Here is a 26,893-nt window from a genome sequence, read left to right as displayed (position 1 = left end):
CTCGTGAGCACCACCGGCCCCTTCAACTCGCATCGTTTCTGCATCGGATTCCTCCGGGGGCGCCGCCCCCTCCGTACGACCGTGCCCACCCCCGAACGGGCACGGCCGCACGGCGTCCCCGGGGGCAGGGTCCGCTGCGGGCGGGGCGCCCGCGGAACCGGTGCGGTCGTGGTCGACGTGTCGTTGCAGAGAACGTACGTGCGCCGAGGGGTCGTGCTCGCCCATCCGCGGGTTGAAATGCGCCTACCCCCCTGGGTGTAGACCCTGTACAACCATGAGTGGTCCTGAGGGGGGTGACGTGCGAGGTTCTTCGCGCTGGAGGTCGTCGGCGCCGGTGTCGGCACATCCGTCGGTCGTCCGGATCCGGGCGGCGCTGCCGATCGCGGGGGACGTCGCCTACGCGCTCGGGGGGCTCTGGATCTCCGCGACCATGCTCGGCAACTGGCCCGATCCCCACGGCTACTGGCGCGACAGCGACGTCCTCGCCTACCTGCTGCTGGGCGCGATCCTCCTGCCGCAGGTGCTGCGGCGCCGCTTCCCGGCGGCCGTGCTCGTCAGTACGGCGCTGTGGACGGCCTGCTACTTCACCCGCGGCTACTACCACGTACCCGCCGTCGGCTGCCTGTTGCTCCCCCTGTACACGGTGGCCGCGCGCCGGGAGCGGCGGGTTTCGGCCAGCTGCGCCGTCCTGGTGCTCCTCGTCGAGCTGTGGGGCTCGCGGCTGGCCGAACCGGGGATCGGCGCACTCAGCGCCGGCTTCGTCGCGGCCGCCACGATCGTCGGCTGGAAGGCGGGCGACGGGGCCCGGCGCCTGCGCGACCTGACCCTGCGGCTGCGCCGGGAGCAGGAGGAGAAGGCGCGCCGGGCCGTGATGGAGGAACGCGTCCAGATCGCCCGCGAACTGCACGACGTGATCGCGCACCACGTCTCGGTGATCGCCGTCCAGACCGGTGTGGCGGGGTACGTGGTCACCACCGACCCCTCGACGGCGCGCTCCGCCCTCGACGTCATCGCGGCCAGTGCCCGCGAGGCACTGGGCGAGATGCGCCGGATGCTCGTGGTCCTGCGCGCGGCCGACCGGGTTCCGGCCGCTCCGGGCGCGGCGGCCGAACCGGCGCCCGAGGTGCCGGGGCTGGGGCGGCTCGGTGAGCTCGCGGCGCGCGTCTCGGCGGCCGGGGTCCCGGTGCGGGTACGGGTCACCGGGAGCGCGTACGCGCTCCCGCCCGGGATCGACCTCTGCGCGTACCGCGTGGTCCAGGAGGCGCTGACCAACGTCATGAAGCACGCCCCGGCCGCCCGCACCACCGTCCACGTCCACTACGCGAGGGACTCCGTGTCGGTCCTGGTCAGGGACGAGGGCGCGGCCCAGCGGGTTTCGGCCACCCGGTCCCCGTCCTCCGGCCAGGGCTTGATCGGCATGCGCGAGCGGGCGACGATCTACCACGGCACGGTGGAGACCCGGTCCGTCCCGGAAGGCGGGTTCGAGGTCAGCCTGACCGTCCCGGTGCCCCGTCCGGTCGCCGCTGGGTGAGGAGCGCCGGGCGACGGAACGGGCTCGTCCGGACCCATCGATCAGCACGGGAAGCACGGGAAGCACGGGAAGCGGGGGGAGCGCGGATGCCGTCTGTACTCGTCGTCGACGATCAGTTCTTGATCCGGTCGGGGCTGACCGCGCTGCTCCGGGCCGCACCCGGCTTCGAGCCCGTCGGCGAGGCGGCGGACGGCGAGGAGGCGGTGCGCCTCGCGGCCGAGACCCGCCCCGACGTCGTCCTCATGGACATCCGGATGCCGGGCGCCGACGGGATCGCCACCACCGAGCGCATCCTGGCGGCCGCCGCCGCGGACCCGGCCGCCGGTCCGGGCCCGCGGGTGCTCGTGCTGACCACCTTCGGCACCGACGAGTACGTCTACCGGGCGCTACGCGCCGGTGCGGGTGGGTTCCTGGTCAAGGACACCCCGCCGGAGCGGCTGCTCGCCGCCATCGAGACCGTCCACGCCGGCGAGATGCTCTTCAGCCCCGGCGCGCTGACCGGTCTGATCGAGAGCTGCGCCCCGGTGCTCCGCACCCCGTGGGCCGGGCTGGACGTGCTCACGCCGCGGGAGCGGGAAGTGCTCGGCCTGGTCGGGGCCGGACTGTCCAACGCCGACATCGCGCGCCGGCTGGTCCTGAGCCCGGCCACCGTCAAGACCCACGTGCACCACTGCATGAGCAAGCTCGCGCTGTCCAGCCGCGCGCAGGCGGTCGTCCTCGCCCACGAGCACGGCCTCGTCGCCCGGAGCACCTGAACCGCGCTCCGGCACCCGCCGCGTCACGGGCCGGGGGATCACCAGCAGGGCGATGCCGAGCAGCGCGGTCGCCACGGCGGCGTCCAGCCAGTAGTGGTTGGCCGTGCCGACTATCACGGTCAGGGTCAACAGCGGGTGCAGCAGCCACAGGTACCGCCACCGCCCGCGGGTGACCGCGATCATGCCGATCGCCAGCATCAGCGCCCAGCCGAAGTGCAGCGAGGGCATCGCCGCGAACTGGTTGGCCATGGTGTCCTGGGCGGGCGCAGCGCCGTAGACCGTCGGCCCGTAGACCTGGCCGGTGTCGATCAGGTGCGCCGAGTCGAGCAGCCGCGGCGGGGCCAGCGGGAAGCCGAGGTGCACGACCAGCCCGACGGCGGTGAGCGCCGCGAGCACGCGGCGGGCCCACAGGTAGTGGCCGGGCCGGCGCAGGTAAAGCCAGATCAAGAAGGCCGCGGTGGCCGGGAAGTGGACGGCCGCGTAGTAGGTGTTCGCGAGGTGGACGACGCCGTCGCTGTGCAGGAGCAGGTCCTGGACCCGGCCCTCGCCCGGCAGTCCCAGGGCGCGCTCGGCGTCCCAGACGCGGCCCGCGTTGCGGAAGGCGTCGTCGGTGTGGCCCGACGTCAGCATCCGGCCGCCCTTGTACACGGCGAAGAGGACCGCGACGAGCAACAGCTCGGGTATCGCGCGGGGCCGCCCGACGGCCGTGGTGCGCTGGGTCATGCCCCGGTCTCTTTCCTCTGCGACTATCGATACGACAATGTATCGATACGAGAGTGTACCGATACGCCTGCGTTCCGGTACGCTGCCGTATCGAAGGGCACCGCACCCGCCACCCGCACCCGCCGTCCGCCGAAGGAGAGCCGCTGATGACGTCGTCGTCGCCGTTGCCGACGGCCGCCGTGCGCCGCTCCAAGATCACCCCGGAGCGGGAGCAGGAGTTCTTCGACGCGGTCCTCGAACAGCTCCGCGAGCACGGCTACGAGGCCCTGACCATGGAGGGCGTCGCGGCCCGCGCCAATTGTGGCAAGTCCACGCTCTACCGACAGTGGAGGACCAAGCCACGCCTGGTCGCCGCGGCCCTGCGCTCGGCCCGGAGCGACCGCAGCCTCGCCGCGGTGGACACCGGAACCCTCGCCGGGGATCTCCGCGCGGTCGCCCGCATCGCGGCCGGCACCTCGGGCAGTGACACCCGCCTCACCCAGGCCCTCGGCCATGCCGTCATGAATGACGAGGAGCTCCAGGGGGCCCTGCGCGAGGCGCTGGTCGAACCCGAACTCGCCGCCTTCGACGTGATGGTGGCCCGCGGCGTCGCCCGCGGCGAGATCGCCGCGGGGCACCCCGCCGTGGAGTTCCTCCCGGCACAGTTGATGGGCGTCCTGCGGATCCGCCCCGTCCTGGAGGGCCGCTACGCCGACGCCGACTACCTGGTCCGCTTCGTCGACGCCGCACTGCTCCCCGCACTGGGCCTGGCTCCGGGCCCCTGAAGACCGGCGGGCGGCCGTCTCCGATGACCGGACGGCCCGCCTGCCCGCGCTGCCTCGTGGGGACGGTGGCAGCGCACCCCCGCGGGGGCGGGGGGGGGGGGGCGCCCCCGGGCGGCCCCCCCCCCCCGGCGCGGGGGGGGCGGGCCCCCCCCCCCGGGGGGGGCGGCGGGCGCCCCCCCCCCCCCGGCCGGCCCGCCCCCCGGGCGGGGGGGGGCCGGGGCCCCCCCACCCCCGCGGACCGGGTGGCGGACGCTCCCACAGGAGCGGCCGCCACCCGGTCCGCGTTCGTTTCAGCCGCCGGCCCCGGGGGTGTCGCCCATGGTCCGGAGGTACTCGTCCGGACCGGCCGTCGAGCCGTGCACGGCCGCGTCCAGGGACCACGCGCCCCCGGCGTCCCGCGTGAACACCGCGACCGTGGCCGCCGTGGCGCCGGTCACGCCCGCGACCGGACCCTCGGTGACGAGGTCGACGTACCCCTCGCGGATCCGCAGGGCCAGGCCGCCGATGTCGCCGAAGGTCTTCGAGCCGTCGTCGCCCTGGATGACCACGCCCACGACCACGCGGCGCAGCCGCTCCGACATCCGGTCGAGTTCGAGGGTCATCACCTCGTCGAAGCCGAACCCCTGGCCCGTGCGGCTGTCCCGGTTCAGGGTGACGGTGCCGTCGGGGGCCCGATGGTCGAAATGGACGACGTACTCGGGCGTGCCCCGCAGGTCACCCTCCGCGTACACCGCCGCGATGATGTCGAGGTCGTTCGCGGGCTCACCGGACGCGCTGGGGTCCCATTTCAGCGCCACCTCCACCCGGGCCAGACTCTTGCGTACTCCACTCACCGAACTCCCCCTCCAGGTCATGTGCGTTGCCCCCGTACCCCGTCATGCTGTCACGGGGATCTTCGCGCCCGACCGGATCGTTATCCTCAAGTTTCGCTCAGATGTAGTGACGCTGCGCTCATGGGCTTTCTAGCTTCTCCAAGCAAGCCGTTACCATCGGAGAGAGTCCAGCATGAAGGTTTCCCAGGCCGGTGCGGTCGCCGCAACGATCGCCCTAGCCCTGACCACCTCCGGGTGCGGCGGGAACGACGACGCCAAACACACGATCCCGATCGGGATCAAGTTCGATCAACCCGGCCTCGGGTACCGGGCGGCGGACGGCACGTTCTCCGGGTTCGATGTGGACGTCGCCCGCTACGTGGCGAAGGAACTGGGCTACAAGCCCAGCGAGATCGAGTTCAAGCAGGTCTTCAGCGCCGACCGGGAACTGCTGATCCAGTTCAACGAGGTCAAGTTCGTCGCGGCGAGCTATTCGATCAACGACAAGCGCAAGGCCAAGGTCGACTTCGCCGGACCGTACTTCCTGGCCCACCAGGACCTGCTGGTCCGCTCCTCCCAGGCCGACATCACCAAGGCCGAGGACCTCAACCACAAGAAGCTCTGCTCGGTGACCGGCTCCACCTCCGCCGAGAACATCAAGAGCAACCTCGCCCCCAAGGCGGAGCTGCTGGAGCTGCCCGGCTACTCCGAGTGCCTCATCGCCCTTCAGGACAGCCAGCTCGACGCGCTGACCACGGACAACACCATCCTCGCCGGCTACGCCGCGCAGGAGGGGAACCAGGGCAAGTTCAAGCTGGCCGGATTGAACCTGAGCAAGGAGAACTACGGCATCGGGATCAAGAAGGGCGACAAGGAGCTCCAGAAGAAGATCAATGCCGCGCTGCGCAAGATGGAGCAGGACGGGTCCTGGGAGAAGTTCGTCAAGAGCAACTTCGGGGCGGCCAACTACAAGAACGAGCCCGCCCCGGCGATCACCGAAGGCAGCTGACCCGACAGCCTCGTCCCGGCCGCCCCGGTGACGGGACGAGACCCCTCCGAGTCAATACGCCTAGGCGGTCGGGACCGGTCCCCGCATGTGCTGGCTGATCCACTGGATCAGGCCGCCGTCGTACATGCCGGGGACGTAGCTGTAGGCGTCGTGCCCGCCGCCCTCGTCGACCCGGAACTTCGTCTTGATCGGGCCGACCCCGTACTGCTCGATGAACTTCTCGATGGGCGGCCGGTTGCGGATGTCGCTGCCCTTGGTGCCGACCTGGAAGCCCAGGTAGACCTCCGGGCCCTGGCGGTCCAGCAGCTTCTGTGCGAGCTCCGGAGGGCTGTTCTCCGCCTTCTCCCGCGGGTGCCCGTTCCACAGTCGGGAGTCGGGAACGATGTCGGGCCCTCCGGCGATCACGGCCTTGAACCGGTCCGGCTTCTGCAGCACCGCCTTGAGCCCCGCGAAACCGCCCGAGGAACTGCCCATGAAGGCCCACCCGTCGCGCGAAGCGATGGTGCGGAAGGTGGCGCGGACCAGGTCCGGCACGTCCTCGGTCAGCCAGGTGCCCATCTTGGGCTGGCCGGGGATGTCGCTCCCGTCCCAGTAGAGGCCGTCCCTGTCGGTCTGCGGGTTCAGGACGGGCATGGCCAGGATGAAGGGCAGGCTGCTGCCCTCCTGTGACCACTTGGAGATGCTGGACTCCAGCTTGAGGTGCGGGTCCATCCAGTAGTTGTTCGGGTACCCGGGGCCGCCCGGCAGGGCGATCATCACGGGGAACCCGCTGTGTGCGTAACGGGGTTCCTTGTACTGCGGGGGCACCCACAACCAGACCTTTCCGGTGAACCCGGACTTCTTCCCCTCCAAGGTCGTGACCATGACCTTGGTGCCGTCCTCGGGGACGGTGGCGGCGATCCGCAGCTCCGGCCGGGGTCCGGTCGGCATCAGGGTCAGCGGATCGGCGGGGGCGACCGCCGGATTGCCGGCCCGGACCGGTGTCCGGCCCTGGCCCCGGCCTTGGTCCTGGCCTTGGTCCTGTTCCTGGTCCTGGTCGAAGCGGACGATGTCGCCGGTGTCCGAGAACACGTCGTCGTACGCCAGCGCGCATCCGACCGCGCCGCCCGCCAGCAGGACCGCGGCCACGGCGCCGATCCAGCGGCGCCGGAGCGTCCTGCGCGGCGGCGGTTCCGCAGCCGGGGCCGGTTCCGGGGCGGGTGGTGTGCGGTGTTCCATGGGGCCACTCCTGTTGCCTCGTCGCCGTCTTGGCCGTCTTGTTCGTCTTGTTCGTGTCGCTCGTCCGTGTGCCGACCGGTCCGGTCGTCACGGTCTGGCGTCACGGTAGGAGAGGCCGGGTCGAATACCGCGGTTCGCCACCAACGGGTATGAACCGCGCGAACGGTGAGCCGTGTTCGGCCAGCAGTGCGTGCTCGAAGCTGCGCGATAATGCGTCACTTCGAGCATCTTCCTTCACGTGAACCTGTGGGCGCGCTATGTTGCCCGGTGCATGCCAAAGAGCTGTGTCCGTTTCCCGGACCGCACGAGGAGCTGCCCCATGAGACTCACCCCCCACCTCCTGCCACCGCTCCCACCCCTGTTCCGGCGCTCCCGGCGCCCCCGCGGGACCCCGCCCCGGCGCCGCGCCCACCTCGCCGCGCTGCTGGCCGGCGCCCTCGCCGTGGTGGGTCTGGCCGCCGCGGGACCGGCGGCCTCCTCGGCCGAAGCCGCGCCCGCCGACTCCGCCGCGGCCGCGTCCACGGCCGGCAACGCCACCGGAGTGAGCCAGTCCGCGAACACCTTCACCGTGACCTCCACCAGCGGCGCCAAGGTCCGCGTGGTGGTCGCGCGGGCCGACGTGTTCCGGCTCTGGCTCTCCCCGGACGGCGCCTTCACCAACGATCCCGCGGGCTCCGACCTGGCCCCCACCACCGACTTCGGCCCGGTGAACGCCGGATACACCGACGCCGGCAGCTATTACAGGATCACCACGGGCTCCACCGCCGGCTCCGTCTCGATCCGGGTGAACAAGTCGCCGCTGCAGTTCTCCGTCTACCGGGCCGACAACACGACCCTCGTCTGGCAGGAGTCCCAGCCGACCAGCTGGACCGCCGGTCAGACCACCCAGTACCTGGCCCGCGGCGCCGACGAGCAGTTCTACGGAACCGGACTGCGACTGGGGGAGTGGGCGCTGCGCGGCAAGACCGTGCCGGTGGCCGTGGACAACAAGTGGCGGGAGAACGACAACGCCAGCCCCGCGCCCTTCTACATGTCGACCAACAACTACGGCGTCATGCGCAACACCTGGGCCCCGGGCTCGTACGCCTTCAACGCCCCCAGCGCGCTGACCCACAACGAGAAGCGCTTCGACGCCTGGTACTTCACCGGCGATTCCCTCAAGTCCGTGCTCGACGCCTACACCGATGTCAGCGGCAAACCCTTCATGGCCCCCCTGTGGGGCTTCGAGCTCGGCAACGCCGACTGTTTCAACGCCTCCAACCCCGCATACCAAGGTGACCACGACCGGCTGCGCCACCAGACCACCCCGGACGTCGTCGGCTACGCCAGCGACGCCCGCGCCGCCGACATGCCCTCCGGCTGGTTCCTGCCCAACGACGGCTACGGCTGCGGCTACACCGCGCCCCTCAAGTCCACCGTCGACGCCCTGAAGGCCAAGGGCTTCCAGACCGGACTGTGGACCTCCACCGGCCTCGGCTCCATCAAGGACGAGGTGTCCGTGGCGGGCAGCCGGGGGGTCAAGACGGACGTCGCCTGGATCGGCGGCGGCTACAAGACCGCCTTCACCGGGGTCCAGCAGGCCGTCGACGGCATCGAGAAGAACTCCGACGCCCGCCGCTACGTGTGGACCGTCGACGGCTGGGCGGGCACCCAGCGCAACGCCGTCGTCTGGACCGGGGACACCAACGGCACCTGGGACGACATGCGCTGGCACGTCCCCGCCATCGCGGGCGCCGGCCTGTCCGGCCTGAACTACGCCTCGGGGGACATCGACGGCATCTTCGGCGGCAGCCCCAAGACCTACGCCCGCGACCTCCAGTGGAAGGCCTTCACCCCGGCCTTCATGACCATGTCCGGGTGGGGCGCGACCGGCCCGAGCGCCGGCTACCAGGACAAGCAGCCCTGGCGGTTCGCCGAGCCCTACCTGTCCATCAACCGCAAGTACCTCCAGCTCAAGATGCGACTGATGCCGTACCTCTACACGATGAGCTCCGTCGCCCACGACACCGGCGTGCCCAGCACCCGCGCCATGGTCCTGGACTACCCCGACGACCCGGTGGCCCGCGGCAACCTCACCAGCGGCCAGTTCATGGCCGGGGACTCCTTCCTCGTCGCCCCGGTCGTCTCCGACACCGCCGTCCGAGACGGGATCTACCTCCCCGCCGGGACCTGGACCGACTACTGGACGGGCAAGACCTACGCCGGACCGGGCTGGCTGAACGGCTATGCGGCCCCCCTCGACACCCTGCCCCTGTTCGTCAAGGGCGGAGCCATCGTGCCGATGTGGCCCCAGATGAACTACGCCGGCGAGAAGCCGGTCTCCACCCTCACCTACGACATCACCCCGCGCGGCAACTCCGCCTTCTCCCTCTACGAGGACGACGGCCTCACCCGCGCCCACCAGAACGGCGCCTTCGCCCACCAGCGGGTCGACGTCAGCGCGCCGACCACCGGCTCCGGCACCGTCACGGTCTCCGTCGGCGCCCCCACCGGCAGCTACGCGGGCAAGCCCGCCTCCCGCGGCTACGAGTTCACCCTCCACGTGGCCTCGGCCCCCGCCACCGTCACCGCGGACGGCGCCGCCCTCACCCGCCTCGACTCCAAGAGCGCCTACGACGCCGCCACGACCGGATGGTTCTTCGACCCGGCCGACCGGGCGGGCGTGCTGTGGGTCAGGACCGGGACGAAGTCCGCGGCCTTCACCGTCTCCGCCACCGGTACGACGGTCCCCGCGGCCCAGCCGATCCCGACCTCCGCCACCCCCGTCCCGCAGGCCGGCTGGTCCCTGATCTCCGCGGACAGCCAGGAGACGAGCGGCGAGAACGGCGCCGCCGCCAACGCCTTCGACGGCAACCCGGCCACCCTCTGGCACACCGCCTGGTCCGCCGGCACCCCGGCGGCGCTGCCGCACGAGATCCGCATCGACCTCGGCGCCCGCTACGCGGTGGACGGCCTCGGCTACCTGCCCCGCCAGGACGGCGGGAGCAACGGCCGGATCGGCGGCTACGAGGTGTACGTCTCCGACAGCACCACCGACTGGGGTTCCCCGGTGGCCACCGGGACGCTCGCCGACACCGCGGCGGCCAAGACCGTACCGCTGGCCGCGAAGACCGGCCGCTACCTGCGGCTGAAGGCGCTCACCGAAGCGGGCGGCCGCGGGCCCTGGACCAGCGCGGCCGAGATCACCCTCACCGGGCGGCCCGCGCCGCTGCCCACCGACGCCACCTTGGTCAACGGCGCCTCGGGCAGCTGCGCGGACCTGCCGCACAGCGCCACGACGCCGGGCACCGAACCCACGCTGTACACCTGCCACGGCGGGCCCAACCAGCACTGGAGCCTGACGGGCGACGGCCGGCTCACCGGGCTCGGCGGGGTCTGCCTCGACTCGACGGCCGGGGCCTCCGGCGCCGTGTCCGTACGGGCCTGCGCCCCCGCCCCGGTCCCGGCCGCGCAGAGTTGGCAGCAGGGGCCGGACGGCAGCCTGCGCACCGCCGGTCGGTGCCTGGTCCCGACCGGCTCCGGCACGGCCAACGGGACCACGCTCGGGCTGGCCGCCTGCACGGGCGCCGCGGCGCAGCGCTGGACCTTCACCCCCTGACGGACACCGGGGCCGCGGCGGCCGGGGCGGGATCCTCCGCCCCGGCCGCACCCCTGTCCGCGCCGGTAGCCGTCCGCGCACCCCTGTCCGCGCGGGCCTCGGCGACCAGCTCGGCGGTCAGCGCCTCGACGTAGGGCTGCGGCGCGCGCCGGCGCACCGCGATCACCCCGAGGTACCGGGCCGGCCGCGGCGGTTCGACCTCGACCGCCACCGCTCCCGGCCCCGGGGCCAGCGAGACCCGGGGCACGAGCGAGACGCCCACACCCGCCGTGACCAGCGACTGCGCGAAGAAGTAGTCGGTCGTGGAGGCGGCGACGCGCAGCTCGAAACCGGCCTGCGCCGCGTACCGCCGCAGGTACGCCTCCGTCTTCAGGCAGCCCAGCACCCACCGCTCGGCCGCCAGCTCGCCGAGCTCCAGCGAGGTCCGTGCCGCGAGCCGGTGACCGCGCGGCAGCACCACCGACAGCGGATCGTCCATCAGCGGCGTCCAGTCCAGCGCGGGCCGACTCCCGGGCCCCGAGGGCTGCGGACCGTCGAAGTGGTAGGTCAGGGCCAGATCGGCCGCGCCCCGGCGGACCATCGTCACCGCCTCCTCCGGCTCGGCCTCCAGGACGGTCAGCTCGACCTCGGGGAGCGCGGCCACGAAGCGCGCCAGCGCGCCGGGCAGCATGTGGCGGCCACCGCTGGTGAAGGTCGCCAGGGTCAGCCGGGGGCGCGCCGCGCCCAGCCGGTCGATCCGCCGCCGCACCCGATCGAGCTCGTCGGAGATCGACTCCGCCGCTTCGACCAGCAGCCGGCCGGGCTCGGTGAGGGTGACCCCGCGGGTGCTGCGCACCGCGACCGGGTGACCGAGCGTCCGCTCCAGCACCGCGATGTGCTGCGAGACCGCCGACGGGGTGAGCAGCAGCGCCCCGGCGGCCTTGTTGAAGCTGCCGTGCTCGGCGACGGCCCGCAGCACGCGCAGCCGCTGCACATCGATCATCAGTTTTCCTTCATACGGGTTGAGCAAGTGGTCGGTTCCACTGGGGACCGGCCGGCGGCAGAGTCGAGGGCATGCGAAACATATGCGTCATCGGCGGAAGCCGGTACTTCGGCAAGCACCTGGTCGCCCTGGAGCGGGACGCCGGCCACGCGGTCACCGTCATCAACCGCGGCTCCGCCGAGCCGCTGCCCGGCACCACCCGTCTCGTCGCCGACCGCGACGACGAGCGGCAGCTGCGCGAGGCCCTGGGCGAGCGCACCTTCGACGTGGTGATCGACCAGATCTGCTACACCCCGCGGCAGGCCGCCCTCGCCCGCCGGGTCTTCGCGGGGCGCACCGGGCGATACGTGATGACCTCCACCATGGAGGTGTACGACCCCGCCACCTTCGCCGTCCCGCCCGTCGCGAACGCCGGCACGGGCACGGGCGCAGCGCTCACCGAGGACCGCCTCGACCTCGCCGCCCTGCCCCCGGCGCGCGGCGGCGGCGCGCCGGACCCCGCGACCGCCTACGCCGAGGGCAAGCGCCGGGCCGAAGCGGTCCTCCTGACCGACCCGGAGTTCGACGCCGTGTCCGTCCGGACCGCCCACGTGCTCGGCGGCGGCGCCGCTGACTTCACCGGGCGGCTCGCCCACTACGTCGAGCGGATCGCCGCGGGTCGCCCCCTCGACGTCCACCCCGACCCCCGCCGGACCTCCTTCGTGCACCACGAGGAGATCGCCCGCTTCCTGCACTGGGCGGCTGCCGGCACCTTCACCGGACCCGTCAACGCCGCCTCCCACGGCGCGCTCGACGTGACCGGACTGGCCGAGCTGATCGCCGCCGGGGGCGGCCCGCGCCCCCGCTACCGCACGGTGCACGACGGCGCCGCCTCCCCGTTCTCCTTCGACCGTTCCTACGCGATGGACAACGGACGGGCCGCCCGCCTCGGCTTCGCCTTCTCCCGGGTCGCCGACTGGCTGCCGGGGGCCGCGGCACAGGCCCGTGCGCAGGCTGCCTGAAGAAGTGGTCCGACGGTCCGCTGTCGGCCGCCACGCAGCCCCCTGGACCGGGCCAATGGCCCAGTCATCGGAGGGCGAGTTGAGCCGTTGGGCCTCCGGGTGGTTATCTGTGCCGTATCCATGTACTTACGGCGCCGTGCAGCGCCGGACGGCGACGAGGCCGCTCCGGACCACGGTGCCTTCGCCGTGTCCGCCCACGCCCACCACCCCGGGCCGTCGCGCGACCGGCGAGCGCACCATCGCAAGGGGGGCGGCACACCGCCGTGAAGAGGATGTTCGTGGCTCCGGATCCGGGGCGTCTGAGACTGCGCAACTCGCTGCGCGCCGTGGTCGGGATCGGCCTCGCCGTCACCGCCGCCGAGCTGTGCGGCTTCTCGCTCACCGCCTCCATCACCGGAGGCCTGACCGCACTGCTCGCCCTGTTCACCGTGACCGACGCCAGCGTGCGCGCCCAGCGGGCGACCACGGCCCTGCTGCCGGTGGCCGGGTTCCCGGTGCTGGCCCTGGCCACGTGCCTGCACGGCGTCCCGCTCGCCCGCGACGCGGCGTTCCTCGCCGTCGTCTTCTGCGGGGTCTATGCCCGCCGCTGGGGCCCGCGCGGCCACGCCCTCGGCATCTTCGCCTTCATGAGCTTCTTCGTCACCCAGTTCCTGCACGCCGTCCCCGCCCAGCTGCCCGAGCTCTACGCCGCCGTGGCGCTCGCCCTGCTGGCCGCGGGCGCGGTGCGGTTCCTGCTGTGGCCCATCGAGCGGCGCAACCCGCCCGCCGCCGTACCCCCGGGACTGCCCGGGCGCGGCTTCGCCCGGCCCACCACCCGCCAGGCGCTCCAGGCAACGGCCGCCTGCGCGGTCGCCCTGTCCCTCGGCCAGTTCTTCTCCGAGGACCGCTGGTACTGGGCCGTCGGCACCACGTGGTGGATCTTCGTCAACACCGCCTCGCGGGGCGAGACGCTGGTCCGCGGCTTCCGCCGGGTGCTCGGTACGGTCATCGGCATCGTCGTCGGCCTGCTGATCGCGATCCCGCTGCACGGCGCCCCCGCGCCGACCGCCGCGCTGGTCGCCGTGTGCGTCTTCGGCATCTTCTACACCGCCCCCGTGTCCTACAGCTGGATGATGCTCGCCGTCACCGTGATGGCCGGGCTGCTCTACGGCCTCCTCGGCGTGCTGAACCCGGCCCTGCTGGTGCTGCGCCTGGTGGAGACCGGGGTCGGGGCGGTGTGCGCCGCGCTCGCCGTGGTCCTCGTCCTGCCCGTCACCACCCACGCCACCAACGACGCCTGGATCCAGCGCGCCCTGCGCTGCGTGCACGCCGCCACCGCGGCCGCCGCGGCCCGCCTCGCCGGCTCGCCGACCGCCGACCCGGCCCCGCACGCCGCGGAGCTGGAGCTGCTGCTGGCGCGCGTACGGATGGCGCTCGCGCCCCTCGTCCATCCGCTGAGCCCCTTCCGGGAACGCCGGGCCCGCGCCCGCCGGGTCATCGCCCTGCTGGACGACTGCGCCCGCGAGGTGCGCGGCCTCGCCGCCGTCGCGGCCGACCCCTCCGCCTCCCACGACGCCCGGCTCGCCGCCGCCTGCTGGCGGGTGGAGGCCGCCGTGGAGGCGCTGACCGCGCCCATCACCGACCTCGGCCAGGACCGGGAGCCCGCCGCCGCGACGCCCCCGCCGCTGGCCGAGCCCGCGCTCGCCCACCTGCACGGGCTGGAGCGGGCGCTCGCCGAACTGGCCCACCCGCTGCGCTCGGACCGGCCCTCCCCGCTGGTCAGCGCCGGCTGAAGGCCATCGCCCGGCGGGCGACGTCCCGGGCGCCGCTGCGGAAGTCGACGTCGTTCACGCGCGGTCTCCCGTCGTGCCCGCGGCGAGCGAGTCGGCGAGGTAGCCGTCGAGGTCGGGGCGGTCGGGGGCGAGCAGGTGGCGCACCCAGGCGTCGCGCTCGTGCAGCAGGGGCGCCAGTTCCCAGACGCAGCCGATCAGCCCGGGCCCGATGCGGACGAAGCGCGTCGGATCGGTGTCCGGGCAACCGAGCACCGGCTGGCCCGCCGCCGCGCCGACGAAGTGCAGCGCGTTGTCCCAGGCCCAGCTGTAGACGTTGAGGTAGGCGCCGGTGTCCCCGCCCCGGTGGAGCACGACGAAGGACGCGGGCGGCGTCCCGTCCGGCGCCGGCAGCAGCTCGGGCAGGAGCGCGTAGGCCGCCCGCTCCACCCCGGGCTCGATCCCGGCGGGGTCGGAGGTGACGTGGTAGCGCTTGATCCGGCGGCCGCCCACTTCGATCGGCGCGGGCGCGGTCAACAGCTTCTCGGTGAAGGTCATGGCTGGACCGTAGGTCGACTCCACTGACATCTTGTGTCAGTGAAGACGCCGTGAAATCGAGCCGCCTGCTGTCGATCCTGCTGCTGCTCCAGACCCGCGGACGGTTGACCGCCGCCCGCCTCGCCGAGGAGCTGGAGGTCTCCGTCCGGACCGTCTACCGCGACATCGACGCCCTGCTGGCCGCCGGGGTCCCGCTGCGCGCCGATGCGGGACACGACGGCGGCTACCAGCTGCTGGAGGGTTATCGCACCCGGCTCACGGGGCTGAACGCGGACGAGGCGGAGGCCCTCTTCCTCACCGGCGTCCCGGGGCCCGCCGCCGAACTGGGTCTGGGCTCCTCGCTCGCCGCCGCCCAGCTGAAGCTGCGCGCGGCGCTCCCGCCCGAGCTGCGCGCCCAGGCCGATCGGATGCGCTCCCGGTTCCACCTCGACGCCCCCGGCTGGTACGCCCGGGACACCGGGGTGCCGTTCCTCCCGCAGGTCGCCGACGCGGTGTGGCGCAGCCGGTTGATCGAGGTCCGCTACCGCCGGTGGAAGGCCCCGACCGACGTGGACCGGAGGCTGGAGCCCTACGGTCTGGTCCTCAAGGCCGGGCGCTGGTACCTCGTCGCCGGTCCGGGACCCGGGGCGCGGACCTATCGGGTGGACCAGATCCTGGAGCTCTCGGTGACGTCGGAGGGGTTCGCGCCCCCGGCGGACTTCGACCTGGCCGCGCACTGGGCCGAGGCGCAGGCCGGGTTCCACGCGCGGCTGCACCGCGGGGAGGCGGTCGTACGGATCTCGGCGCGCGGCGCGGCGGCCCTGGAAGGAGCCGCGGCCGCGGCCCTGGCCGAAACCGGAACGCCCGAGGAGGGCGGCTGGACGCGCGCGGTGCTGCCCATCGAGTCCGTCGACCACGCGCACGGCACGTTCCTGGCCCTGGGCGCGGAGGTCGAAGTGCTCGCCCCGCCGGAGCTGCGGGCGAGGATCGCGACCACCCTCGCGGAGCTGGCCCGGCGCTACGGTGCGTGGCCGAATACCGCTGGTTGAGCCTTCGTCGTGCCGCGGATCCTATGCCGACGCCCCGACTGTCGCAGCCATTCGAGCACATTTCACTCGAACGGGTGTTCCGGGGTCAGCTGTCTTACGCGGCTGACCTGCGGCCCGTACAAAGAGTGATGGCGCATCGCACATTCATCTGACATGTACAGGGTGGATCTGCCCGGACAGGGGGTAACCGCACGAAATGGAAATTCTGCATCAGACGCCGACGGCCCATCAGGTGTGGGAAGAGGCGCAGGAGTTCATCGGGCTGTTCCACCGGGAGAATCCGGAGGCGGGCGATCCGGCCATTCGGCTCGAAGCCGTACGGGCGGAGTTGGCGGAGACCGGAACCTACCGGCACACCCACGACGAGGTCGTCCACGGGGCCCGGGTCGCCTGGCGCAACAGTAACCGGTGCATAGGTCGGCTGTACTGGAACTCGCTGCGCGTGCGCGACCGCAGGGAGCTCACCGGGGCGGACGAGATAGCCGAGGAGTGCTTCGAGCACCTGCGGGACGCGACCAACGGCGGGCGGGTGCGCCCCACCATCACCGTCTTCGCCCCGGACGCCCCGCACCGCCCCGGGCCGCTGATCTGGAGCGAGCAGCTGATCCGCTACGCCGGATACGGCGACGAGGACTCGATCCCGGTGGGTGACCCGCGCAACGCGTCCCTGACCCGGACCCTGTGCCGGCTGGGCTGGACCGGCGCCCGCGGCGGCGCGTTCGACCTACTGCCCCTCGTCGTGCAGGGCTGTGACGACAAGCCCCGCTGGTTCGAACTCCCCGAGGACGCGGTGCTGGAGGTGCCCATCGAGCACCCTGAGGGCGACCACTGGGCGGACTGGGGGCTGCGCTGGCACGCGGTTCCGGCGATCTCCAACATGTGCCTGGAGATCGGCGGCATCCACTACCCGGCCGCCCCCTTCAACGGCTGGTACATGGGGACCGAGATCGGCTCCCGCAACCTCGGGGACGAGGACCGCTACAACCTGCTGCCCGAGGTGGCGCGCAGGATGCGCCTGGACACCTCCAGCGACCGCTCGCTGTGGAAGGACCGGGCGATGGTCGAGCTGAACCGGGCCGTGCTCGACTCCTTCGACCGCGCCGGCGTCACCATCGCCGACCACCACACCGAGTCCCGCCGCTTCCTCTCCCACATCGACCGGGAGGAGCGCAAGGGGCGCGAGGTGGGAGCGGACTGGTCCTGGATCGTGCCCCCGATGTCCGGCTCGGCGACCCCGGTCTTCCACCGCACCTACGAGGACCGCAAGCAGAGCCCGGCGTACGTCCAGCACGCCGGCGCGAGGGAACGCGCCCAAGGGCGAGATTTGGTCTAGACCCCTCTGTTACCGTCGGCCCCGGACGAACCGACGGAGAGGGGAAGACCGTGGGAAGTGCGGACCGGGGCGGCGAGCGGGCGGATGCGGGCGGGCACGGCGGCGCGGGCGGGACGGCGGCCGGGCCCGCGGAGCCCGGGCCCGCGCGCGGGCGGCGCGCGTACGTCGGCTCGTTCACCTCGACGGGCGGTCGCGGCATCACCACGGCGACCGTCGATCCGGTGAGCGGCGCCCTGACCCCGATCGCCACCACCGACGCCCTCGACGACCCCTCGTACCTCGTGCTCGGCGCGGGCGCCGCGACGCTCTACGCGGTCAGCGAGACCAAGCGCGGCGCCGTCGGAGCCTTCCGGCCGACCGCCGCCGGGCTCGTGCCCCTGGGCTCCCCGGTCGTCGTGGACGCCTCCGGCCCCACGCACCTCAGCCTCGCCGGGGACCACCTGGTCACCGCGAACTACACCTCGGGCAGCGTGAGTACGCTCGCCCGCGCCGCCGACGGGCGCCCGTCCGGCCCGGCTTCGGTGTTGCGCCACCACGGCTCCGGTCCCGACGTCGACCGGCAGCGGGAGCCGCACGCCCACCAGGTGCTGCCGGATCCGAGCGGGCGCTGGGTGCTCAGCGTGGACCTCGGCACCGACTCGGTCCGCGTGTGCGCCCTCGACCCGGCCACGGGCGCCCTGCGGGTGCACTCCGAAGCCGCGCTGACGCCGGGTCACGGTCCCCGGCACCTCGCCTTCCACCCCGGCGGAGCGCTGCTCTACGTACTGAACGAGTTGCGGCCGCTGCTGACCGTCTGCCGGTGGGACGCGACCGCCGGGACAGTGGAACCGGTCGCGGAGGTTCCGGTCGCCCCAGAGGGCGGCTCAGGGGCCGCACGGGCCTATCCCTCGGCCGTCGTCGTCTCGCCCGACGGCCGGTTCCTCTGGGCGGCCGTCCGCGGCATCGACGTGATCGCCGCCGTCGCCCTCCCCGGCGACGGCGCGCACCCGCAGCTCACGGGCAGCGTGTCCTGCGGTGGTCGGTGGCCGCGCGACCTGGCCCTCGACCCGGCCGCTCGGCGGCTGTACGCCGCCAACGAGCACTCCGGGGACGTCACCTGGTTCGACGTGGACCCGCTGACCGGCCTGCCGCGGCGCGCCGGGTCCGTCCCGGTACCGGCCGCCACCTGCGTCGTCTTCGACTGAGGGCCCGACCGGAGCGGCCGTGCGGGTGTCGTGCCCGTTTCAGCCGCCCGGCGTTTGAGGGCCCGCCGGAGGCGAGTCCGACCGGAGCGGCAGTGTGGGCCCGTTTCAGCCGCCCGGCGTTTGAGGGCCCGCCGGAGGCACATTTGGCCCGCACGGCCGTGTGGCCGCCTGCGGCGGGGCGGGCCATCCGGGGCGCCTCGAAGGCGGCGGGTTCCCGCAACCGCGAGAGGGCCCGCCCCCGGACCTGGTGGTCCGGGGGCGGGCCCTCGTACGTGCGGGAACGGTCAGTGCACCGGGGCGTCCAGGGCGATGCCCGCCGCGCGGCTGTACTGGGCGACGGCGAGCTTGCCGAGCGCCGGGTAGGCGCCGAGGGCGTCGGCCGCGGCGCAGCCGGCCTCCTTGCACGCGGTGTCGACCAGACCGTCGGCCGCCTCCGGCCCGATCAGGTAGGGGGCCAGCGCCAGCTGCACGGCGCCGGAGGACTGGCGCAGCTCGTCGGCGACGGCGGCCACGGAACCCTCCTGGTCCAAGGCGGCGGCCATCACCGGCACCGCGAGGCGCGCGGCCAGCAGCATGCCGGTGATCCCGGCGGCCTGGACGGCCTCCGGACCACCGGTGGTGGCCAGGATGATGCCGTCGGCGGCGGTGGTCACGGTGAACAGTCGGGCGCGGTCGGCGCGGGCCAGGCCCGCCTCGGAGAGCCGTACGTGCACGGCCTCCGCCAGCAGCGGGTGCGGACCGAGCACGTCGGCCAGCTCGACGGCGGCGGCGCAGTCCATCATCGCCTGGCGGATCCGGCGCAGCAGGTCGCCGTCGGGGCCGACCAGCAGCGGGACCACCACGGCGTCCGGGCCGCTGGGCGGGGGCACCTCCTGGCCGCTCGCGCGGGCGAACTCGGCGCGCGCCGCGCGATGGTGTCCGATCGCGGTCAGGACGCCCGACAGGGCGGGGAACTCGGCGCCCGGGGTGTCATCGCCGTCGAGGAAACCGATGTGCGCGTCCAGGCCGGGCAGCTCGGAGCGCCCGATGCTCAGGATCTCCTCCGCGTACCCCCGCGAGGCGGCCGAGGGCGCACCGGGCACGGCGAGCACCAGCGCGGGCGCGCCCTCGGGCGCCACCGCGGGCTCGGGCCGGCGGTGCCGTCCGGTCTGGCGGGGTCGCGGCATTCGTACGGGCAGGCCATTCGCGGGCCCAGTGGGGGAGCTCATGGCGCCGCATGCTACTGGCTTTCCCGGACCGGGGGTTCGGGCAGGGCCCGGTCGAGCGGCATCTGTCCGTATTTATCCGGTGAAGTTCAGATACGATCAACTGACGGACGGCAAGCGCCAGTCCACGGGCTGTGACCCCTGGTGGACCAGCAGGTCGTTTGCCCTGCTGAAGGGCTTGGACCCGAAAAACCCGCGGTCCGCCGACATGGGGGAGGGATGCGCCGCCTCCAGGGCCGGCAGCTCCCCCAGCAGGGGGCGCAGATTCCGGGCATCCCGGCCCCAGAGCACCGAAACCAGCGGCTTGCCGCGGGCCACCAGGGCCCGGATCGCCTGCTCCGTCACCGCTTCCCAGCCCTTGCCCCGATGGGCGGCGGGCTTGCGCGGAGCCGTCGTCAGGGCGCGGTTGAGCAGTAGGACGCCCTGACGGGTCCAGGGGGTCAGGTCGCCGTTGGCGGGCCGGGGCACGCCGAGGTCGCTGTGCAGTTCCCGGAAGATGTTGTCGAGGCTGCCGGGCACCGGGCGCACGTCGGGGGCCACCGAGAAGGACAGCCCGACCGCGTGCCCCGGGGTGGGGTACGGGTCCTGCCCGACGATGAGCACCTTCACCTCGTCGAAGGGCTGTTGGAAGGCGCGCAGGACGTTCGCACCGCTCGGTAGGTACGTCCTGCCCGCCGCTATCTCGGCGCGCAGGAAGTCGCCCATCGCGGCGATCTGCTCCGCCACCGGTTCCAGAGCGCGGGCCCAGCCCGGCTCGACGATCTCGTTCAAAGGTCGTGCTGCCACGCTGCGCAACTCTAGTTGATGCGCGGCAGCGGTCGGTGCGTGCGATCAGTCGATCACGGCGGCCCGGACGCAGAGCACGTCGGGCAGGTGTCCGGCCAGCAGCTGCCAGCTGTCGCCGTCGTCGGCGCTGGCGTACAACTCACCGTTGCGGTTGCCGAAGTAGATGCCCGCCGGGTCCGCGTCGTCCGTGCAGAGGGCGTCGCGCAGCACCGTTCCGTAGTGGTCGCCGGACGGCAACCCGGCGCTGAGCGGCTCCCAGGTGGCCCCCGCGTCGCGGGTGCGGAAGACCCGGCAGCGGTGGTCGGCCGGGACCCGGTCGGAGTCGGCGTTGAGGGGGAAGACGTAGGCGGTGTCCGGCCGGTGGGGATGGGCGGCCACCGCGAAGCCGAAGTCGGACGGCAGACCGGCGCCGATGTCCGTCCAGCGCGCCCCCGCGTCGTCGCTGCGGTAGACGCCCCAGTGGTTCTGCAGGTAGAGGCGGTCCCCGTCACCCGCGTCCTGGGCGATCTTGTGGACGCATTGGCCGAACTCGGGCTGCGGATCGGGCAGGAAGACCGCGGAGACGCCCTGGTTGGACGGGGCCCAGCTCGCTCCGCCGTCCTCCGTGCGGAAGACCCCGGCCGTGGAGACGGCGACGGTCACCGCCTCGGCGCGGGCCGGGTCGGTGATCACGGTGTGCACGGCCTCCCCGCCGCCACCGGGCACCCAGGCCGAGCGGGTGGGGTGCTCCCACAGGGGTCGCACCAGCTCGAAGGTCTCGCCCCGGTCGGCGGAGCGGAACAGGGCCGCCGGTTCGGTCCCGGCGTACACCACGCCCGGGGCCTCGGGGCCGGCCGGATGCAGCTGCCAGACCCGCTCGAGGGAGGCGCCGGTGTCCTGGGGGAACTTGACCGCGGGTGCGGCCGGTTCGTGCCAGGTCGCGCCGAGGTCGTCGGACCGGAAGACGGAGGGCCCCCAGTGCAGGCTGTCCGCGCCGACCAGCAGCCGGGGCACGGGGCCGCGCCGGTCGATGGCCACGGCGTAGACGGCCTGGGCGTTGAAGTGCGGTTCCGCGAACGCCCAGCGGCCGTCGGCCCCCCGGCGGCCGATGAAGAGCCCCTTGCGGGTTCCTGCGAGCAGTAGCACGTCGGACATGGCCGACACCTCCCGGACGTCGTTGTCCCTGGGACGATCCCTTCCGGCCAGTCTGCACCCGGGCACTGACAGTGACCCGGCAAGCACGCGGGGGCGCGCGGTGACGCTGACCTGCTGATCGATCGTGATCGACAGGTGGATCGAGCCAGTTGGTTACTTGATCGTACGGAGCCGGAAAGGGTTCACTTCTGCCTTCTGCTGACGTGTGAGAGGCGATCCGTGGCCACCGAGCACCTTCCTCCGCTCGACCTCGCCTTCTGGCGGATCGAATCCGCCTCCCATCCCATGCACCTCGGCGCCCTCGGCGTGTTCGAGGCGGCCGGTCCGGACGCGGCCGCCCGCGCCGCCGAGCTGATCGCCGAGCGCTGCGCCGACGTGCCCCGGCTGCGCCGCCGGATCCACGACGTCCTGCTGCCGGTGGGGGCGGCCGCCTGGTCGCCCGCCCGGGACTTCGACCCGGCCCGGCACGTGTCCCTCCTGCGGCACGCGCACGCGGACCCGCACGCCGCCGCCGGGCCGCTGATGGCCAGGCCGCTGGAGCGGGGGCTGCCGCCCTGGGAGGCCCACGTGCTGGCCGGGCCGGACCCGGGCACCTTCGCGGTGCTCTTCAAGTTCCACCACGCCCTCTCCGACGGGCTGGGCGTCCTCGCGCTGGCCGCCGGGCTGTTCGACGAGGGGCAGTCGGTACGGGGCTCCGCGCGTCCCCCGGGCCGCGCGGAGCGGCGGCGCGGTGACGGCCCGCCGGCCGGCTCCGGCTCCGCCCTGCGGCGACTGCCCGGGACGCTGGCGGCGCGGGCCCAGGACGTCGGACAGGCGCTGGAGATCGGCGCCGCGGTGGCCCGGTCGGGGTTGCCCTTCGGCGTGCCCGACGGGCTGAGCGCGGGCGGCGGCGCGGCGGCCGGGACCCGGGCGCTCGCCGGGGTCGCGCTCGACCTGGACGACGTGAACCGGATCCGCAAGGTCGTCGGGGGCACCGTCAACGACGTGCTCATCGCGCTGGTCGCGGGCGCCCTGCGGCGCTGGCTGGTCGGGCGCGGCGAACCCGTGGACGGAGGCAGCGGACCACGCGCCCTGATACCCGTCTCGCGCCGGCGCACCCGCGGCGGCTCCGACGGCGGGAACCGGCTCTCCGGGTACCTGCTGCGGCTCCCGGTCACCGAGGCGGAGCCGCTGCGCCGCCTGGACGCCGTGCGGGCCGACATGGACCGGAACAAGGAGGCCGGGCCGGCCCGGGGCGCGGGGGCGGTGGCGCTCCTCGCCGACCACGTGCACCCGCTCGGCCACCGGCTCGGCGGACCGCTGCTGGCGCAGGCCGCGCGACTGCTGTTCGACATCCTCGTCACCAGCGTGCCGCTGCCCGGGTTGGGCTTCTCGCTCGGCGGCAGCGCGGTCCGCGAGATCTACCCGCTGGCCCCGCTGGCCCAGGGACACGCGTTGGCCGTCGCGGTCTCCAGCTACCGGGGGACGGTGCACTACGGGCTGGTGGCCGACGGGGCCGCGGTCCCGGACCTGGACGAGCTGGCGCTGGCGCTGCGGACCGAACTCGAAGAACTCGTACGAGAGGTCTCGTAGTACGAGGGATTCCGTAGTACGGTGTATCTCGTACTTAGTCGCCGTGCCCGGCTCCCCGCCGGCCGCATCCCGTGGAGAGTCCAGATGGGTACCACCCTGTTCGAGCCCTACACCCTCCGTTCTGTGACCGCGCCGAACCGCGTGTGGATGGCCCCGATGTGCCAGTACAGCGCGGAGCCCACGGGCCCGCAGGCGGGTGTGGCCCACGACTGGCACTTCGCGCACTACGCGGCCCGCGCGGTCGGCGGCACGGGGCTGATCCTCCAGGAGGCCACCGCCGTCTCCCCGGAGGGTCGGATCTCGCCCTACGACCTCGGCATCTGGAACGACACCCAGGTCGAGGCGCTGCGCCGGATCACCGATTTCCTCAAGGCCCAGGGCACCGTCCCCGGGATCCAGATCGCCCACGCGGGGCGCAAGGCGTCGACCGACGCCCCCTGGAAGGGCGGCGGTCCGGTCGGCCCCGAGGGGCGCGGTTGGCGGCCGAGCGCCCCGAGCCCGGTGCCCTTCGCCGAGGGCCACCCCGTGCCGCACGAGCTGACGGTGGAGGGGATCCAGGAGGTGGTCGAGCAGTTCGCGGCCGCCACCCGGCGCGCGCTGGCGGCCGGTTACCAGGTCGTCGAGATCCATGGCGCGCACGGCTATCTGATCGGGGAGTTCCTCTCCCCGCACAGCAACCGGCGCACCGACGAGTACGGCGGCTCCTTCGAGAACCGGATTCGCTTCCCCCTCGCCGTGGTGGACGCGGTACGCGCCGAGTGGCCCGAGGAACTCCCGCTCTTCTTCCGGATCTCCGCCACCGACTGGCTCGAAGAGGGCGGGTGGACCGCCGATGAGACGGTCCGGCTGGCCGAGGTGCTCCAGCGGCACGGGGTGGACCTGCTCGACGTCTCCACCGGTGGGCTCGCCCCGGACGTCCGCATACCCGTCGGCCCGGGCTACCAGGTGCCGTTCGCCGCGCGGGTCAAGGCGGAGGCCGGATTCCCGGCCGCCGCGGTGGGGCTGATCACCGAGCCGGCGCAGGCGGCGAAGATCGTGGCCAATGGCGAGGCGGACGCGGTGCTGCTCGGGCGCGAACTCCTGCGCGACCCGCACTGGGCGCGGCGCGCGGCGGGTGAGCTGGGGGCCGAGGTCCGTCGTCCGAACCAGTACCACCGCTCCTGACGGGGGTGGCGGGTCGCGGGTGGCGCCTCCCATCGGTTCTCCGGTGGGCGATGTACTACGATGGTTCTCGTACCTTCGTGGTGTCCATCGAGTGGAGGAGTACACATGACGGAGCCCAGCGCCACCGCCCGTTCCCTCGACCACCCGTCTCCCGCCGAGATCCGGTTGGAGAGCGTGCTGCACGCCCTCTCCGATCCGGTGCGGCTGTCCATCGTCCGCGAGTTGGCGGGTGGCGGCGGTGAGCTGGCCTGCTCGTACTTCGAGTTGCCGGTGACCAAGTCGACGAGCACGCATCACTTCCGGGTGTTGCGCGAGAGCGGGGTCGTGCGCCAGACCTACCGCGGCACCACCAAGCTCAACGACCTGCGCCGGGACGACTTGGAAGCCCTCTTCCCGGGCCTCCTCACCGGCATCCTGACAGCCGCCTCCGCCGAGGCGGAGCGCACGGCAGACTGATTCGGCCGGCTGATTGAAGAATCCGCCCGAGGGGCGCCGCCCGCGCCCCCGTGGAGCCCCTGGGCGGGCCCTCGGGCGGCCTCGCACCCGGGGGCCGGTCGGGGGGCGTCGGCCCTCGTGGCGTAGCTCGCGAGAGGGGCGGCCCTGGCTTCGGCGCACCCCGTCTGACCTGGTCTTTCATCAAGATCCGGCCTACGGTTTCCCCACGGGAGAAGGGGGGACCGGATGGACCGGAACATCCGCACCATCGATGACGTACTTCAGCTCATGGACGGGCTGTTCGCGCCCGAATCCGACCGCTGGACGGCCGGGGCGGCCGGCTGGTGGGACGGCTTCTACGCGGACCGGAGCAGAGCCGTGCCGTTCTTCGTGGCGAAACCGGACGAGCACCTGGCCGAGGCGCTCGACCGGGGCGTGATCGCACCGGGCCGCGCGCTCGAACTCGGCTGCGGGCCCGGCCGCAACGCCCTCCACCTCGCCTCGCTCGGCTTCGAGGTGGACGCGGTCGACCTGTCCCCGGCGGCCCTCGCCTGGGCGGGGGAGCGTGCGGCGGAAGCGGGCCTCGACGTCCGCTTCCACCACGGCGACATCTTCGACCCGGCCGCGGCGACGGCCTGGAGCGGCCCGTACGACCTGATCCTCGACTCCGGCTGCTTCCACCATCTGCCGCCGCACCGCCGGATCAGCTACCTGGCCCTGCTGGAACGGTCGTTGGCCCCCGGCGGCCACTTCTCGCTCACCTGCTTCGCCGCGGGGGAGGCGGGCATGGGCTCCGAGCTCCCCGACGCCGAGTTCTACGGCGAGGCGCGCCTCCACGGCGGCCTCGCCTACACGGCGCAGTCGCTCCGCGCGATCTTCGCCGACCTCACGGAGGTCGAACTCCGCCGCATGCGCGACGAACCGCCCGCTTCCCCGCGCTTCGGCGAACCCTTCCTCTGGGCGGGCCTGTTCCGCAGGTCGTAGGAGACAGGGGCTACTCCCCGGCCGCCGCCGCGAGGAGGCCCGGCCAGTCCGGGATCTTCACCGAGCGGCGGCCCAGGGAGCTGCCCAACGACGACTCCGCGGCCTCGATCGCCAGCCAGCCCGGCCACGGCACCGGGGCCAGGCCCGCCGCGCGCAGGGCGTCCAGGGGGTCGCCGGGCAGCTCGCGCCGGGCCAGCGCGCCCGCGTCCTGGAGCAGCGAGGAGGCGGTCTCCTTCGCGCAGGGACGGTTGGTGCCGATGACTCCGGTCGGGCCGCGTTTGATCCAACCGGCCACGTACTCGCCGACCGAGGCCCGGCCTTCCCGCAGGACCCGGCCCGCCGCGTGGGGGACCGTACCGCGCGCCGCGTCGAAGGGCAGCCCGGGCAGCGGGACGCCCTGGTAGCCGACCGACCGCAGCACCAACTGGGCGTCGACGTCCTCGAACGACCCGGTTCCCGCCACGCCTCCGCGCCCGTCCGGGACGGTGTGCTCGAAGCGCACCCCGCTCACCCGTCCGTCCGCCCCGCCCAGCACCTCGACGGGCCGTAGGAAGAACCGCAGGGTGATCCGCCGCGCCTGCGCGTGGGGCCGGTGCGCGGTCCAGTCCCGCAGCACCTCCACATTGCGCCGGTTCACGGCGGGCAGCGCGGCCGCGGCCGCCGGGTCGGCGTAGGCGGGGTCCCGTGCCAGCTCGTCGGCCAGCACCGTGGTGTCCACCCCGGACAGGGTGGCGAGTTCGCGCAGTTCCTTGGTGGTGAACTTGCCCTGCGAGGGCCCGCGCCGGGCCACCATGGCCACCTCGCGGATCCCGCTGGCGGCCAGTGCTCCCAGGGCCGGCTCCGGCATGTCGGTGAGCCGGAGCTCCGGGGCGCCGCGGGCCAGGATCCGGGTCACGTCCACGGCGACGTTCCCCGCCCCGATCACCACCGCCGACCGCACGTCCGTCAGGCCGAAGCCCGCCGCCGCGTCAGGGTGCGCGCTGTACCAGGAGACGAAGGCGGTCGCCGAGTGCACCCCGGCCAGCTCCTCGCCCGGGATCCCCAGCATCCGGTCCCGGGCGGCGCCCACGCAGTACACCACCGCGTGGTACAGCTCCAGCAGCCGCCCGGTGGTCAGCGCCTCCCCGCCCACCTCGACATTGCCGAGGAAGCGGATCCGCTCGTCCTCCAGGACGCTGCGCAGGCTGCCCTGGAGCGATTTGATCTTCTCGTGGTCGGGGGCCACGCCGTAGCGCACGAGCCCGTAGGGGCAGGGCAGCCGGTCCAGTACGTCGACCCGCACGCCCGGCACCTCGCGCTGCTGGACCAGGGTCTGTGCGGCGTAGACCCCGCTCGGGCCCGAACCGACCACGGCGACACGAAGCACGGA

Annotated in this window: 22 protein-coding genes and 1 pseudogene; 14 read left to right on the top strand and 9 right to left on the bottom strand. The window is 73.4% G+C overall.

Annotated elements, in window-relative coordinates; translation table 11 throughout:
- Positions 1-334 precede the first annotated feature (334 nt).
- Together ACIBEA_RS06315 and ACIBEA_RS06310 are read left to right on the top strand one after the other, a co-directional pair.
- Positions 335-1,531, top strand: a complete 1,197-nt coding sequence (locus tag ACIBEA_RS06315; RefSeq protein ID WP_399258547.1) for a sensor histidine kinase — start codon at positions 335-337, stop codon at positions 1,529-1,531.
- A gap of 86 nt (positions 1,532-1,617) precedes the next feature.
- Positions 1,618-2,286 carry a response regulator gene (locus tag ACIBEA_RS06310; RefSeq protein WP_399258545.1) on the top strand — a complete coding sequence of 223 codons (669 nt, stop codon included), beginning with the start codon at positions 1,618-1,620 and terminating at the stop codon, positions 2,284-2,286.
- On the opposite strand, the pseudogene ACIBEA_RS06305 reads toward ACIBEA_RS06310, so the two are convergent.
- Positions 2,251-3,009, bottom strand: a pseudogene (locus ACIBEA_RS06305) (phosphatase PAP2 family protein); the annotation flags it as partial. The gene ACIBEA_RS06310 and the pseudogene ACIBEA_RS06305 overlap by 36 nt on opposite strands.
- Before the next feature lie 146 nt (positions 3,010-3,155).
- Between ACIBEA_RS06305 and ACIBEA_RS06300 the strand changes: the two are divergent.
- Complete coding sequence (locus tag ACIBEA_RS06300; RefSeq protein ID WP_399258543.1) at positions 3,156-3,773, top strand: TetR/AcrR family transcriptional regulator; 618 nt, start codon at positions 3,156-3,158, stop codon at positions 3,771-3,773.
- Between the two features lie 290 nt (positions 3,774-4,063).
- Here the strand turns inward: ACIBEA_RS06300 and ACIBEA_RS06295 are convergent, their stop codons facing one another.
- Positions 4,064-4,606, bottom strand: a complete 543-nt coding sequence (locus ACIBEA_RS06295) for a TerD family protein (protein WP_399258541.1) — start codon at positions 4,604-4,606, stop codon at positions 4,064-4,066.
- Between the two features lie 172 nt (positions 4,607-4,778).
- Between ACIBEA_RS06295 and ACIBEA_RS06290 the strand changes: the two genes are divergently transcribed.
- Positions 4,779-5,594: a glutamate ABC transporter substrate-binding protein gene (locus ACIBEA_RS06290; protein WP_399258539.1), complete on the top strand. Its 816-nt coding sequence runs from the start codon at positions 4,779-4,781 to the stop codon at positions 5,592-5,594.
- A 60-nt stretch (positions 5,595-5,654) separates the two neighbouring features.
- Here the strand turns inward: ACIBEA_RS06290 and ACIBEA_RS06285 are convergent, their stop codons facing one another.
- Positions 5,655-6,812 (bottom strand): alpha/beta hydrolase, encoded by a 1,158-nt coding sequence (locus tag ACIBEA_RS06285; protein WP_399258537.1) that lies wholly within the window; start codon positions 6,810-6,812, stop codon positions 5,655-5,657.
- A 319-nt stretch (positions 6,813-7,131) separates the two neighbouring features.
- Here ACIBEA_RS06285 and ACIBEA_RS06280 point away from each other — a divergent pair, with 319 nt between their 5' ends.
- Entirely contained in the window at positions 7,132-10,410 is a 3,279-nt protein-coding gene (locus ACIBEA_RS06280; RefSeq protein WP_399258535.1) for a TIM-barrel domain-containing protein, read from the top strand.
- Here the strand turns inward: ACIBEA_RS06280 and ACIBEA_RS06275 are convergent.
- Complete coding sequence (locus ACIBEA_RS06275) at positions 10,400-11,392, bottom strand: LysR family transcriptional regulator (RefSeq protein ID WP_399258533.1); 993 nt, start codon at positions 11,390-11,392, stop codon at positions 10,400-10,402. The genes ACIBEA_RS06280 and ACIBEA_RS06275 overlap by 11 nt on opposite strands.
- A gap of 71 nt (positions 11,393-11,463) precedes the next feature.
- Here ACIBEA_RS06275 and ACIBEA_RS06270 point away from each other — a divergent pair, with 71 nt between their 5' ends.
- On the top strand, positions 11,464-12,393 hold the full coding sequence (locus ACIBEA_RS06270) for an NAD-dependent epimerase/dehydratase family protein (RefSeq protein WP_399258531.1): 930 nt from the start codon (positions 11,464-11,466) through the stop codon (positions 12,391-12,393).
- Between the two features lie 272 nt (positions 12,394-12,665).
- Entirely contained in the window at positions 12,666-14,165 is a 1,500-nt protein-coding gene (locus ACIBEA_RS06265; protein ID WP_399259048.1) for an FUSC family protein, read from the top strand.
- Between the two features lie 54 nt (positions 14,166-14,219).
- Here ACIBEA_RS06265 and ACIBEA_RS06260 read toward each other — a convergent pair whose 3' ends face one another.
- Complete coding sequence (locus ACIBEA_RS06260) at positions 14,220-14,699, bottom strand: hypothetical protein (protein WP_399258529.1); 480 nt, start codon at positions 14,697-14,699, stop codon at positions 14,220-14,222.
- 50 nt (positions 14,700-14,749) lie between these two features.
- On the opposite strand from ACIBEA_RS06260, the gene ACIBEA_RS06255 reads away from it, so the two are divergent.
- From ACIBEA_RS06255 to ACIBEA_RS06245, 3 genes are all read left to right on the top strand, one after another.
- A complete protein-coding gene (locus ACIBEA_RS06255) occupies positions 14,750-15,727 on the top strand; it encodes a helix-turn-helix transcriptional regulator (protein ID WP_399258527.1) in 978 nt (325 codons plus the stop codon).
- Positions 15,728-15,923: 196 nt separating this feature from the next.
- Complete coding sequence (locus ACIBEA_RS06250) at positions 15,924-17,060, top strand: nitric oxide synthase oxygenase (protein WP_399258525.1); 1,137 nt, start codon at positions 15,924-15,926, stop codon at positions 17,058-17,060.
- Positions 17,061-17,110: 50 nt separating this feature from the next.
- Positions 17,111-18,244 (top strand): lactonase family protein, encoded by a 1,134-nt coding sequence (locus ACIBEA_RS06245; RefSeq protein ID WP_399258523.1) that lies wholly within the window; start codon positions 17,111-17,113, stop codon positions 18,242-18,244.
- A 284-nt stretch (positions 18,245-18,528) separates the two neighbouring features.
- Here ACIBEA_RS06245 and ACIBEA_RS06240 read toward each other — a convergent pair whose 3' ends face one another.
- The 3 genes from ACIBEA_RS06240 to ACIBEA_RS06230 all read right to left on the bottom strand — a co-directional run bounded on the left by ACIBEA_RS06240 (position 18,529) and on the right by ACIBEA_RS06230 (position 21,369).
- Positions 18,529-19,452, bottom strand: a complete 924-nt coding sequence (locus ACIBEA_RS06240) for a sirohydrochlorin chelatase (RefSeq protein ID WP_399258520.1) — start codon at positions 19,450-19,452, stop codon at positions 18,529-18,531.
- Positions 19,453-19,548: 96 nt separating this feature from the next.
- Positions 19,549-20,235, bottom strand: a complete 687-nt coding sequence (locus ACIBEA_RS06235) for a uracil-DNA glycosylase (protein ID WP_399258518.1) — start codon at positions 20,233-20,235, stop codon at positions 19,549-19,551.
- A 45-nt stretch (positions 20,236-20,280) separates the two neighbouring features.
- Complete coding sequence (locus ACIBEA_RS06230) at positions 20,281-21,369, bottom strand: WD40/YVTN/BNR-like repeat-containing protein (RefSeq protein ID WP_399258515.1); 1,089 nt, start codon at positions 21,367-21,369, stop codon at positions 20,281-20,283.
- A gap of 219 nt (positions 21,370-21,588) precedes the next feature.
- Between ACIBEA_RS06230 and ACIBEA_RS06225 the strand changes: the two genes are divergently transcribed.
- From ACIBEA_RS06225 to ACIBEA_RS06210, 4 genes are all read left to right on the top strand, one after another.
- Positions 21,589-22,941, top strand: coding sequence for a wax ester/triacylglycerol synthase family O-acyltransferase (locus ACIBEA_RS06225; RefSeq protein ID WP_399258513.1), 1,353 nt, complete (start codon positions 21,589-21,591; stop codon positions 22,939-22,941).
- Positions 22,942-23,025: 84 nt separating this feature from the next.
- Positions 23,026-24,105 (top strand): NADH:flavin oxidoreductase/NADH oxidase, encoded by a 1,080-nt coding sequence (locus ACIBEA_RS06220; RefSeq protein WP_399258511.1) that lies wholly within the window; start codon positions 23,026-23,028, stop codon positions 24,103-24,105.
- Between the two features lie 105 nt (positions 24,106-24,210).
- On the top strand, positions 24,211-24,561 hold the full coding sequence (locus ACIBEA_RS06215) for an ArsR/SmtB family transcription factor (protein ID WP_399258509.1): 351 nt from the start codon (positions 24,211-24,213) through the stop codon (positions 24,559-24,561).
- A gap of 225 nt (positions 24,562-24,786) precedes the next feature.
- The gene (locus ACIBEA_RS06210) at positions 24,787-25,524 is read left to right on the top strand and encodes a class I SAM-dependent methyltransferase (protein WP_399258508.1); all 738 of its coding nucleotides are present in this window, start codon (positions 24,787-24,789) and stop codon (positions 25,522-25,524) included.
- Between the two features lie 10 nt (positions 25,525-25,534).
- Here ACIBEA_RS06210 and ACIBEA_RS06205 read toward each other — a convergent pair whose 3' ends face one another.
- Positions 25,535-26,890, bottom strand: coding sequence for an FAD-dependent oxidoreductase (locus tag ACIBEA_RS06205; protein WP_399258506.1), 1,356 nt, complete (start codon positions 26,888-26,890; stop codon positions 25,535-25,537).
- Positions 26,891-26,893 lie beyond the last annotated feature (3 nt).

This window comes from Streptomyces sp. NPDC051555 (assembly GCF_044454405.1).
In the GTDB taxonomy this organism is placed as follows: Bacteria; Actinomycetota; Actinomycetes; order Streptomycetales; family Streptomycetaceae; genus Streptomyces.
This window is presented reverse-complemented; position numbering and strand designations above follow the sequence as displayed.

What these genes read in the sequence shown, in the direction of transcription:
- ACIBEA_RS06310 (WP_399258545.1), top strand. Translation starts at nt 1,618, where the DNA reads ATGCCGTCTGTACTCGTCGTCGACGATCAGTTCTTGATCCGGTCGGGG.
- ACIBEA_RS06300 (WP_399258543.1), top strand. Translation starts at nt 3,156, where the DNA reads ATGACGTCGTCGTCGCCGTTGCCGACGGCCGCCGTGCGCCGCTCCAAG.
- ACIBEA_RS06290 (WP_399258539.1), top strand. Translation starts at nt 4,779, where the DNA reads ATGAAGGTTTCCCAGGCCGGTGCGGTCGCCGCAACGATCGCCCTAGCC.
- ACIBEA_RS06285 (WP_399258537.1), bottom strand. Translation starts at nt 6,812, where the DNA reads ATGGAACACCGCACACCACCCGCCCCGGAACCGGCCCCGGCTGCGGAA.
- ACIBEA_RS06280 (WP_399258535.1), top strand. Translation starts at nt 7,132, where the DNA reads ATGAGACTCACCCCCCACCTCCTGCCACCGCTCCCACCCCTGTTCCGG.
- ACIBEA_RS06275 (WP_399258533.1), bottom strand. Translation starts at nt 11,392, where the DNA reads ATGATCGATGTGCAGCGGCTGCGCGTGCTGCGGGCCGTCGCCGAGCAC.
- ACIBEA_RS06270 (WP_399258531.1), top strand. Translation starts at nt 11,464, where the DNA reads ATGCGAAACATATGCGTCATCGGCGGAAGCCGGTACTTCGGCAAGCAC.
- ACIBEA_RS06265 (WP_399259048.1), top strand. Translation starts at nt 12,666, where the DNA reads ATGTTCGTGGCTCCGGATCCGGGGCGTCTGAGACTGCGCAACTCGCTG.
- ACIBEA_RS06260 (WP_399258529.1), bottom strand. Translation starts at nt 14,699, where the DNA reads ATGACCTTCACCGAGAAGCTGTTGACCGCGCCCGCGCCGATCGAAGTG.
- ACIBEA_RS06250 (WP_399258525.1), top strand. Translation starts at nt 15,924, where the DNA reads ATGGAAATTCTGCATCAGACGCCGACGGCCCATCAGGTGTGGGAAGAG.
- ACIBEA_RS06240 (WP_399258520.1), bottom strand. Translation starts at nt 19,452, where the DNA reads ATGAGCTCCCCCACTGGGCCCGCGAATGGCCTGCCCGTACGAATGCCG.
- ACIBEA_RS06230 (WP_399258515.1), bottom strand. Translation starts at nt 21,369, where the DNA reads ATGTCCGACGTGCTACTGCTCGCAGGAACCCGCAAGGGGCTCTTCATC.
- ACIBEA_RS06220 (WP_399258511.1), top strand. Translation starts at nt 23,026, where the DNA reads ATGGGTACCACCCTGTTCGAGCCCTACACCCTCCGTTCTGTGACCGCG.
- ACIBEA_RS06215 (WP_399258509.1), top strand. Translation starts at nt 24,211, where the DNA reads ATGACGGAGCCCAGCGCCACCGCCCGTTCCCTCGACCACCCGTCTCCC.
- ACIBEA_RS06210 (WP_399258508.1), top strand. Translation starts at nt 24,787, where the DNA reads ATGGACCGGAACATCCGCACCATCGATGACGTACTTCAGCTCATGGAC.